The following is a 9,543-nucleotide window of genomic DNA, read 5'->3' on the forward strand; positions in this document are numbered from 1 at the left end:
CCAGCCACAACGCCAGACCGGCAGCCGCCGCATGGTGGTGGCGGGACTGCTGGCGGCTGTCGTGGCGGGTGGGTTTGGCGTCCACAGCCTTGGCGGCGCATCGGGCACCAGCGATGGTGGCAATGCGGGGGGCACCCCAACCGCACTGGCAGGACAGGGGGGCGACAGCGCCAGCGGCGGGCTGCGCGCCGTGGTGGACCACACCCGCGCGCATGCGGACCTGCTGGGTGAAATGCCCATGATCGCACCGGACCGCGCGGCGGACATGCTGCAATTCACGTCGTTCGACATCAACCAGAAAAACGCGATCCTTGCGGCGCTGAAACGCCATGAGATCGTCCTTGCGGAAATGCCGTTATATGACATGGGCACAGGCAGTTCGGTCGTCAGCGTGGAATCCATGGGCCTGACGCAGATGGTGCACCTGACGGGACAGCCGCGCACGGTTGTCCTGCCGATCCGTATCGCGGGCGAAGTCACGATCCGTCCCGTCAGCGACCCGGGGGCCACGGGATTGCATGCCGGGGCGATCTTCGTCCCCGGACCGACACCGTTGCCGGTGCTGTACAAGGATGGACAACTTGTTATCGGGGTCGTCGTTCAATGAAGGCGCTGTATCCGGCTTTTGAACGCATGTTGCCGGTCATCATGGTCATATTCCTGATACTGGGCAGCATACAGGCCGCCGCGGCCTTGCATCTTTCACTCGCCAGCATACGGCATTTCATGGAATGGTGTGCGCCAGCCTATCCGGTCATAGCCGTGGGTAGCGCATTTTTGACGCTGGCCGGACTCTGGTTCGAAAACCGTGCAGAGAGACTGGCCAGAAAGGGACTCCGACGCAGACGGGGATGGATGATGGACGTACTGGCCAGACTGACCAATCGTAGTGCGCTGGAAGAAATGCTGGCGCGCGAGCAGAAAGAAACCATCATAGATGCCGAGGAACTGGCCGCGAGCCTGCGCGCACGCGTCATCGGCCAGGATCAGGTATGTGAGGACATTGCCGCACAGCTGCGACGCAGGCTGGCGCTGCATGTCCGTGGCAAGCCGGTGGGCATCTTCCTGCTGGCCGGGCCGCCGGGCACCGGCAAGACCTATCTGGCCAAGCAGCTTGCGCGACAGCTTGACCGGCCATTGCTGAACTTCGACATGACGCAGATGAGCTCCCCTCATGCCGCGACACAGCTTTTCGGCTCTCCCAAGGGGTATGTCGGCTCCGACACCTATGGCAAGCTGACGGGCGGCCTGAAGGAAAAGCCTGATGCGGTCGTGCTTCTCGATGAAATCGAGAAGGCGCATCCCGATGTGTTCAAGAAGTTCCTGACGGCCTGGAACGACGGCCATGTCACCGAGGCTTCCACGGGGCAGCATATTTCCACCGTGCGCTGCATCTTCATCCTGACCTCCAACATCGCGACGGATGAACTCTCGGAAATCGCCGACCGGCTGAGTGACGAGCCCGACAAGATGCGTGCCGAATCTGTCGAGGCCCTGCGCCAGGCAGGCTTTGCACCCGAAGTGCTGAACCGTCTGGACCGGATCTTTGTCTTCCGCGCGCTTGAAGGGCTGGATATCGCCCGTGTCTCCGCGCTGGAGATCGAAGCGATGATCGACAGCTATGGCCTGAAGGTGGAAACCGGGGGCATCGACCCGTCGCTGCTGTTCCAGGTCATGCGCCGTCAGGACCGCATGGGGCCGGCCGCCAGCGCCCGCGACCTTGCACGCTCCATCGAGGACATGATCAGCGACTCGCTTATCACCGCGCAGCAGCAGGGTGCGAAACTGGTCCGCATCGTATCGAACGAAGATGGTGTCGTCGCCGAAGTCGCCAATGACAGCGAGGCCCAGAAGGCACGCATCATCAAGTAATCTGCCCTCGGCCCCTGTGTTGCCAGGGGCCGGAACCACCCGCGATCGTGGCGTCCCCTGATCGCCGTGTGGGCACGGACAACCGCAACATACGACGAAGTGGCCTTATTCTATCATCCGCCCCTGCCCTGGCCGGGTTGGATGTCGCGTCAGGATATGAAAACCCGGAATGTCTGCTTTCTCCCGCCTCTGGCATCGTGCCCCGATATGGCGTCTGTGCCTGTATTCCATTTTCATCTTTTCGATCCTGATGCTGGTCTTCCCGCCTGCGTATCTCGGGCGTCTGTGGCCGGGCGTGCAGAACATTACGCAACGCATCCATCATGCGCTGGGCATGAATGACGCCCCTCCCGCCGATAATGCGGGTGGCGGCGATGATGGGGTCGTGACGATGATGCCGATTACCGATCGCCTGACCAAGGCAATCCCGTTCGCGGGCCGCATCCTGCCGCTGCCTGCGGGGGTGTGGCATCCCGTCATGAACGTCATCACCGGCCCACATGGCGAGATATTGGAAAATATCCTTGTCCGGGTACATGACCATGTTGTCACCGGCCTGATCGGGGCAGAGGCCAGCACACAGGCCCTGCCGGAAAGCGCCGCGCTGTCGATGGATTCAAGTTGCCATGACGACCGCAACCTTGCCGCCCATATCATGCCCGCAAAACCGCCGGGCGCGGAATGCTGGTTTACGGCGGCGGTGTATCCCACCTCCATCACCCGCACTGCCCTTATCGCCAATCGCTTGAAGGAACTTGGCTTTACGCTGCCGAATGTCCTGTACAAGGCAAGCTGGACCCTTGCGTCACCTTCGCCCGACCATACAGTCAATGTCGAAACGGTGACGATCTTTCTTAACCCGGTTTCCAATGCAAAGACTGCCACACTGCAAAGCCCCGATGACTGGGCCAAGGAAGCACTGCCGCAGCATCCTGCGGCCCTCAGCTTCGTACAGCATGGCAATAGCTGGATGGAAACATGGGCGCACATCCTGCATGACGGCTTCAACAGCGATATGATGGCCTCAAGCGATGAGCAGCGTGCCCGCGCATCGCAGGACCCGGCAGCCCCGACCGACACGAAAGACGCCAGCACTTCGCTGGACTGAGCGCCAGACCTGACTGACAGAGAAAACCAAGCGTTTGGAAACAAATCATTGAAAAAACAATAAAGGTTTTTGGGTGCCGCCTTTTTTCAAAAAGGCGGCGTCTTCTGAAGCTTTTTCCAAAAAGCTTCACCAAAAACCTTTATGATTTCAGGATGTTATTGGTCCTGACTTTTCAAACTACCTGCCAAGGGCTATTGCGCGAAACGCCGACATGACGGCGAAAAAGCATCATCCGTCATCATTTAAGCAATAAGCCTGCCTCCTGCCCTGATATGGGCAGGCTTCCCTTACGACAGGCTGCTTTGGCAGGGATGACGACACAAGCGCGGGGACACACAAACCTGCCTATCCCCGACAGCGGCGCATGGTCATGGGATCAGGCGGGCAGCCTGCAACCGGTTCATCCCTGTCGCAGCACGTCTGAAATATCGATCAGAAAATCAAGCACCGTGCGGGTGCGCAACGGCAGGGTACGCGGGCCGGTATGTACTGCATAAAACGGCATTTCCGGCACCGTCCATTCAGGGAACAGATGGATCAGCCGCCCACTGGCGACATCCTCCTCCACCTGAAAGGAAGGAAGCATCCCGATTCCCAGCCCGGAACGTACCGCCTGCAATACGGCCTCGCTACTATTGGCGCGGAAGGGGCCACTCGCAGCGACGACATTCTCTTCCCCCTTGCAATCGAAATGCCAGTCATGGCGCGACCCACCATAGCTGTAGGCAATGCAGGGGTGATTAAGCAGGTCACGCGGATGCACGGGGGTACCACGCCGCGCAAGATAATCGCTGGACGCCACGACATAACGCCGGACCGACCCGAGTCGCCGTGCAATCAGTGAACCTTCGGCAATGGACCCAACCCGAACGGCAAGGTCGAGTCCCTCCTCCACCAGATCGCCAAACCCGTCACGCATGACCAGTTCAACCGACAGGTCGGGATGTTCCTCCAGCAATTTTCCCAGCTTGCCGGTCAGATACAGGCCAAACGCCGTCGTAATGCCCAGCCGGACCAACCCGGAAACCGACGCCCGGCGACGACCCAGTGCGGTTTCCGCCGTCTCCAGTATTTCCAGCACCTCATAGGCATGGGGCAACAGGCTGCGCCCATCCTCTGTCATCATCAGGCTGCGGGTCGTACGCGCGAACAGGGTGGCACCATAATGTGCCTCCAGCAACGCGATATGACGCGATATCGTAGGCTGGCTTGCCCCGGTTTCACGTGAAACGGCAGAAAACGATCCAGTGGCAGCCACGCGAACGAAGCTGTGCAAGGCAGAGAGCAGATCCATGAGGCCCCGGTACGTGCAGCGTGTTATTACATCATATATAGTTTTAAACGATGCCGTATTTATACACAATATAGCGTAAAAGCACCGCCGACATGTGTTTCTTGCAAGGTTCTGCAAAGAGGGGAAATTCTGCGGTTTTCAGTCCCCTTGCCCGGATCGGATTCCCATAGAAGAGCATAAAAAAACGGCGGCCCGTCAAACGGACCGCCGTCTTTTTTACATATGCCGGTTAACCCGGCAGCCGCCCTGTGTGGATCAGGCGACCTTGGTCATGCCACGCAGAACGGTCTGGAGAATGCCGCCATTGCGGAAATACTCGACCTCGTCCAGCGTATCGACACGGCACAGCAGGGGCACTTCCTGCTTGGACCCATCGGCACGGGTGATGGTCATCGTCATCGTCATACGCGGAGTGATGTTGTCCAGCCCCTTGATTTCGATGACTTCATCGCCCTTCAGGCCCAGTGTCTTGCGCGTCGTGCCGTCCTTGAACAGCAGCGGCAGGACGCCCATGCCCACCAGGTTGGAACGATGGATACGCTCGAAGCTTTCAGCAACGACCGCACGCACACCCAACAGCAGGGTTCCCTTCGCCGCCCAGTCGCGCGACGACCCCATGCCGTATTCCTTGCCGCCAAAGACGACCAGCGGCGTGCCTTCCTTCTTGTACTCCATCGCCACGTCGTAGATGGAGCCTTCCTTGCCGTCGGGATAGTGCTTGGAAATACCACCCTCGGTGCCCGGAACCATCTCGTTCTTGATGCGGATGTTGGCGAATGTGCCACGCACCATCACGCGGTCATTGCCACGACGCGAACCGTAGGAGTTGAAGTCCTTCTTCGCGACGCCATGGGCTTCAAGATACTTGCCCGCGGGGGAGCTTTCCTTGATCGCGCCAGCGGGCGAGATGTGGTCGGTCGTGATGTTGTCACCCAGCAGCGCAAGGATACGCGCGCCGATGATGTCGCCACGGGACTTCGGCTCAGGCGTGATGTCCTGGAAGTACGGCGGGTCCTGCACATAGGTGGATGCCGCATCCCATGCATAGGTTTCGGAACCCGTCGCGACCTTCAGGTTCTGCCATTCCTTGGTGCCCTGACTGACGTGCTTGTAACGCTTGATGAACTCGTCACGCGTGATGGCAGATCCCATCAGGGCGGCGATCTCGTGGTTGGTGGGCCAGATGTCCTTCAGGTACACCGGCTTGCCATCCTTGGACGTGCCCAGCGACGCGGTCGTCAGGTCCTCGCGGATGGTTCCCAGCAAGGAATAGGCCACCACCAGCGGCGGGCTGGCAAGGTAGTTGGCGCGCACGTTGGGGGAGATGCGTCCCTCAAAGTTACGGTTGCCCGACAGGACGGACACGGCCACGAGCTTGTTGTTCTCAATGGCGTCGACAATGTGGTCCTCAAGCGGGCCGGAATTGCCGATACACGTGGTGCAGCCATACCCGACGGTATTGAAGCCCATCGCGTCGAGTTCTTCCTGAAGGCCAGCGCGCGTCAGGTAGTCGGTGACGACCTGCGAACCCGGCGCCAGCGACGTCTTCACCCACGGCTTGGGCTTCAGGCCCAGCGCACGGGCTTTTTTCGCCACCAGACCCGCCGCGATCAGCACCGCCGGGTTGGAGGTGTTGGTGCACGACGTGATCGCCGCGATCACGATATCGCCGTGACCCAGTTCATAGTTGGTGCCCGCGACAGGCGCCTTCTTGTTTTTGTCGGCTTCGGGCACGCCCAGACCACCGGTCAGCTCCGTCTCGAACGCCTTGTCGGCACCCTTGAGGACAACGCGGTCCTGCGGACGCTTCGGCCCGGCGATCGACGGCACGATGGTTGCAAGGTCGAGTTCCAGCGTGTCGGTAAAGACGGGGTGTTCCGAATGGGGATGACGGAACATGCCCTGCGCCTTGAGGTATTCCGCCGTCAGCTTGATGCGGTGTTCCTCGCGACCGGTCTGGCGCAGGTAATCCAGCGTCAGGTCATCGACGGGGAAGAAGCCGCAGGTCGCGCCGTATTCCGGGGCCATGTTCGCAATGGTCGCACGGTCGGCCACCGGCAGGTGGTCAAGGGCAGGACCAAAGAACTCGACGAACTTGCCGACGACGCCCTTCTTGCGCAGCATCTGCGTCACCGTCAGCACCAGATCGGTGGCGGTCACGCCCTCAGGCAGCTTGCCGGTCATCTTGAACCCGATGACATCGGGGATCAGCATGGCGATGGGCTGGCCCAGCATCGCGGCCTCGGCCTCGATCCCGCCAACACCCCAGCCCAGAACGCCCATGCCGTTGACCATGGTCGTGTGGCTGTCGGTGCCGAACAGGGTGTCGGGATAGGCATAGTCCTTGCCACCGACATGCGCCGTCCACACCGCCTGCGCGATGTATTCCAGATTCACCTGATGGCAGATACCCGTGCCCGGCGGCACGACCGAGAAGTTTTCGAACGCTTCCTGACCCCAGCGCAGGAAGGCATAACGTTCGCCGTTACGTTCGAATTCGATCGTGACGTTATCCTGCAGCGCTTCGGGCGATCCCGCGACGTCCACCATGACCGAATGATCGATCACAAGGTTGACGGGCACCAGCGGGTTGACCTTCTGCGGGTCCCCCTTGAGCTTGAGGATACCATCACGCATCGCCGCAAGGTCGACAACGGCGGGAACGCCGGTAAAGTCCTGCATCAGGATGCGTGCGGGCTTGAACGGCACTTCCTTGGTGGAGCTGCCCTTCGGCAGCCAGCCGGCGATCGCCTTGGCGTCGTCAACCGTATAGGAATGGCCGTCCTCGAACCGCAGGACGTTTTCCAGCAGCACCTTCAGGCTGACCGGCAGTCGTGCGACGTCGCCGATTGTTTTCTCGGCTTCGGGGATGGAAAAATAGTGATAGGTCTTGCCGTCCACTTCAAGTGTGCGGCCCGTTTTCAGTGAGTCGTGCCCAACCGTCTTCATTGGCTTTGTTTCCTCCGAGGCATCAGCCGCGATCCATCCACCGAAGCCCTCCCGCCACGTGAACAGACAGGCGTGGCGTGACCTTTCAGTGGATAACCGGCTTGATCTCCCAACGGTGGTAGAACATACCCGGACGCGGGGCCGACACAAGAAGGCCCCGGTAACAAGAACGCGGGATCGGGTTTCATCCCCCCTGCGCCCCACCCCGATCGCACCCATGCGGAGGACCCGACCATCACTGCCTTTGCCCCCAGGAACACGCCCCTGCTGAAAGTGGAAAATATCTCGGTTTTTCGCGGGGAACGCCTTGTTCTGGACCAGGTTGGACTTGCGCTCGACGCGGGTGATGCGCTGCTGCTGACCGGCCCGAACGGGGCTGGGAAGTCCACATTGCTGCGGGTACTGGCCGGGCTGCGCAAACCGGAAGGCGGCCATGTGCTGTGGTCAGGTGTCGATGCGCTGGCCGACCGTTCACGCCATGCCGAACGGGTGGCCTATCTTGGCCATCAGGACGCGCTCAAGCCGGGCCTGACGCTGCTGGAAAACCTGATGCTTGCGGCGCGGGCCAGTGGGGGTGATCCATATTCTTGCATGTCCGCACTTAATATTTCCGGACTGTCCGAACTGCCTGCACGCATGTTGTCGGCGGGGCAGAAACGCCGTGCCGCACTGGCGCGTGTCCTGCTGGCGCGTGCGCCGCTATGGCTGCTTGATGAACCCAGCCTCGGCCTTGACAGCAACACGATGGGACTTCTGGAAACGCTTTTCCGCACCCATCGCGAAGCTGGCGGAATCGTGATCGCAACTACTCACGTTCCCCTCCCTCTGCCGGATGCAAAATCGCTGGCGCTGCCGGGACTGAACGAATCCGATATCCCCCAGACAATGGAGGATTTCCCCGAGGACGACCTGTTTTGACGCTTCAGACTCCGACCCTGATCCTCGCCATCCTTGAACGTGACCTGCGCCTCGCCCTGCGCCATGGGGCCGACACGCTGGGGTCCGTTCTGTTCTTCATCCTGGCGGGCGCGCTGTTCCCGCTGGCGCTGGGGCCATCGCCGGAACTGCTGCGCCACATGGCGCCGGGAATTGTCTGGGTCTGTGCCCTGTTGGCAGCACTGCTTCCGCTCGACCGCCTGTTCGGGTCAGAGCTGGAGGACGGGTCGCTGGACCAGTTGATGATGACCGGCCTGCCGCCCGCGTTGATCGCACTGGCCAAGATGCTGGCACACTGGCTGACGACCGGCCTGCCGCTGCTGGCGGCGGCGGCGCCTTTGGGCATCATGCTGGGCATGCCATCAGACAGCCTGCCGATCCTGCTGATCGGGTTGCTGCTTGGGACGCTCATCCTGTCGCTGATCGGCGGGATGGCGGCATCGGTCGTACTGGGCGCGCGGCGCGGGGGTGTGCTGCTGCCGCTGCTTGTGCTGCCACTGACGACGCCGGCGCTGATTTTCGGGGCGGCGGCGCTGGATGCGGCACAGACAGGGCTGTCGTGGGGGCCGGACCTTGAACTGCTGGCGGCATTCCTGGCGGCGGCGATCCCCCTATGCCCGCTGGCGGCAGGAGCGGGCCTGCGGGCGGCGGTGGAGTAACCCATAAAATTCCTGATGAAGCTTTTTGTCCAGAAAGCTTCACAAGACGCCCCATGCCGTAAAAGGCCGTAGCTGAGCCCGCATTATCTGTTCAGCGGGCTGCACCCGCCGTGGCCGCGACAACGCGAAACGGCACGTCGCCATGGCTGGTGCCGCTTCCTTTTCCCCCGGCCCGCCATTGCAGGACATAATCGCCGGGTATGGTCAGCGGTACATCCACCGTAATGACCTGCTGTTCATCATCCTTGGGCGATGCCAGCAGAAGTTGCGGCACGCCGCTTGGCCCAAGCAGCACGAGTCGGGTGGGAAACGGGTCAATGACCGCATTGAAATCCAGCCGGATCGTCACCGTTCCCGCCGCCACGGCCTGATGCGCGGCAGGCATTGCATGCACCAGTGACGGATTCGCCCATGCCGACCGCCCCAGCCCCAGACAGAACAGCCCGGCGGCAAGGCACATTGGCAGGATGGAAAATGAATGACGCATGACATGCCCCCGACAGAAGATAGCAGACGGGGGATGTTCTATCGTGCCGCACGAAATAAAAAAGGGACAGCCCTGGGGATCCATCCCACACCGCCGCCCCCCAAGGCCTGCGTGAACAGGTCAAGGGAGTGTCTGAAAACAGGTCCTTGATAAGAGACCGTTTAAAAAGTCATCCTCGATAACATACTGAAATTATAAATGTTTTTGGTGAAGCTTTTTCTAAAAAGCTTCAGAAGAC

Annotated in this window: 8 protein-coding genes; 5 read left to right on the forward strand and 3 right to left on the reverse strand. The window is 60.8% G+C overall.

Annotated elements, in window-relative coordinates:
• From B7G66_RS08150 to B7G66_RS08160, 3 genes are all read left to right on the forward strand, one after another.
• Positions 1–607 (forward strand): hypothetical protein (locus B7G66_RS08150; RefSeq protein ID WP_048859076.1); only part of this gene is annotated, 607 nt, incomplete at its 5' end.
• Entirely contained in the window at positions 604–1,872 is a 1,269-nt protein-coding gene (locus B7G66_RS08155; protein WP_003617015.1) for an AAA family ATPase, read from the forward strand. The genes B7G66_RS08150 and B7G66_RS08155, both read left to right, overlap by 4 nt.
• A gap of 169 nt (positions 1,873–2,041) precedes the next feature.
• Positions 2,042–2,980: a hypothetical protein gene (locus tag B7G66_RS08160; RefSeq protein ID WP_003617013.1), complete on the forward strand. Its 939-nt coding sequence runs from the start codon at positions 2,042–2,044 to the stop codon at positions 2,978–2,980.
• Between the two features lie 400 nt (positions 2,981–3,380).
• Here the strand turns inward: B7G66_RS08160 and B7G66_RS08165 are convergent, their stop codons facing one another.
• Together B7G66_RS08165 and acnA are read right to left on the reverse strand one after the other, a co-directional pair.
• On the reverse strand, positions 3,381–4,274 hold the full coding sequence (locus B7G66_RS08165; RefSeq protein ID WP_003617012.1) for a LysR family transcriptional regulator: 894 nt from the start codon (positions 4,272–4,274) through the stop codon (positions 3,381–3,383).
• Positions 4,275–4,529: 255 nt separating this feature from the next.
• Positions 4,530–7,223: an aconitate hydratase AcnA gene (acnA, locus tag B7G66_RS08170; RefSeq protein ID WP_003617010.1), complete on the reverse strand. Its 2,694-nt coding sequence runs from the start codon at positions 7,221–7,223 to the stop codon at positions 4,530–4,532.
• Between the two features lie 234 nt (positions 7,224–7,457).
• Between acnA and ccmA the strand changes: the two genes are divergently transcribed.
• Together ccmA and ccmB are read left to right on the forward strand one after the other, a co-directional pair.
• The gene (ccmA, locus tag B7G66_RS08175) at positions 7,458–8,141 is read left to right on the forward strand and encodes a heme ABC exporter ATP-binding protein CcmA (protein WP_456306310.1); all 684 of its coding nucleotides are present in this window, start codon (positions 7,458–7,460) and stop codon (positions 8,139–8,141) included.
• Positions 8,138–8,818, forward strand: a complete 681-nt coding sequence (gene ccmB / locus B7G66_RS08180) for a heme exporter protein CcmB (RefSeq protein ID WP_003617006.1) — start codon at positions 8,138–8,140, stop codon at positions 8,816–8,818. Before ccmA ends, ccmB begins: the two co-directional genes overlap by 4 nt.
• A gap of 91 nt (positions 8,819–8,909) precedes the next feature.
• Here the strand turns inward: ccmB and B7G66_RS08185 are convergent, their stop codons facing one another.
• Positions 8,910–9,305, reverse strand: a complete 396-nt coding sequence (locus B7G66_RS08185) for a copper resistance CopC family protein (protein ID WP_003617004.1) — start codon at positions 9,303–9,305, stop codon at positions 8,910–8,912.
• Positions 9,306–9,543: the final 238 nt, after the last annotated feature.

Source organism: Novacetimonas hansenii JCM 7643, from assembly GCF_000964405.1.
In the GTDB taxonomy this organism is placed as follows: Bacteria; Pseudomonadota; Alphaproteobacteria; order Acetobacterales; family Acetobacteraceae; genus Novacetimonas; species Novacetimonas hansenii.

Bases quoted from the DNA above. Each gene is read 5' to 3' on its own strand.
- B7G66_RS08155 (WP_003617015.1), top strand. From the start codon at position 604: ATGAAGGCGCTGTATCCGGCTTTTGAACGCATGTTGCCGGTCATCATG.
- B7G66_RS08160 (WP_003617013.1), top strand. From the start codon at position 2,042: ATGTCTGCTTTCTCCCGCCTCTGGCATCGTGCCCCGATATGGCGTCTG.
- B7G66_RS08165 (WP_003617012.1), bottom strand. From the start codon at position 4,274: ATGGATCTGCTCTCTGCCTTGCACAGCTTCGTTCGCGTGGCTGCCACT.
- acnA (WP_003617010.1), bottom strand. From the start codon at position 7,223: ATGAAGACGGTTGGGCACGACTCACTGAAAACGGGCCGCACACTTGAA.
- B7G66_RS08185 (WP_003617004.1), bottom strand. From the start codon at position 9,305: ATGCGTCATTCATTTTCCATCCTGCCAATGTGCCTTGCCGCCGGGCTG.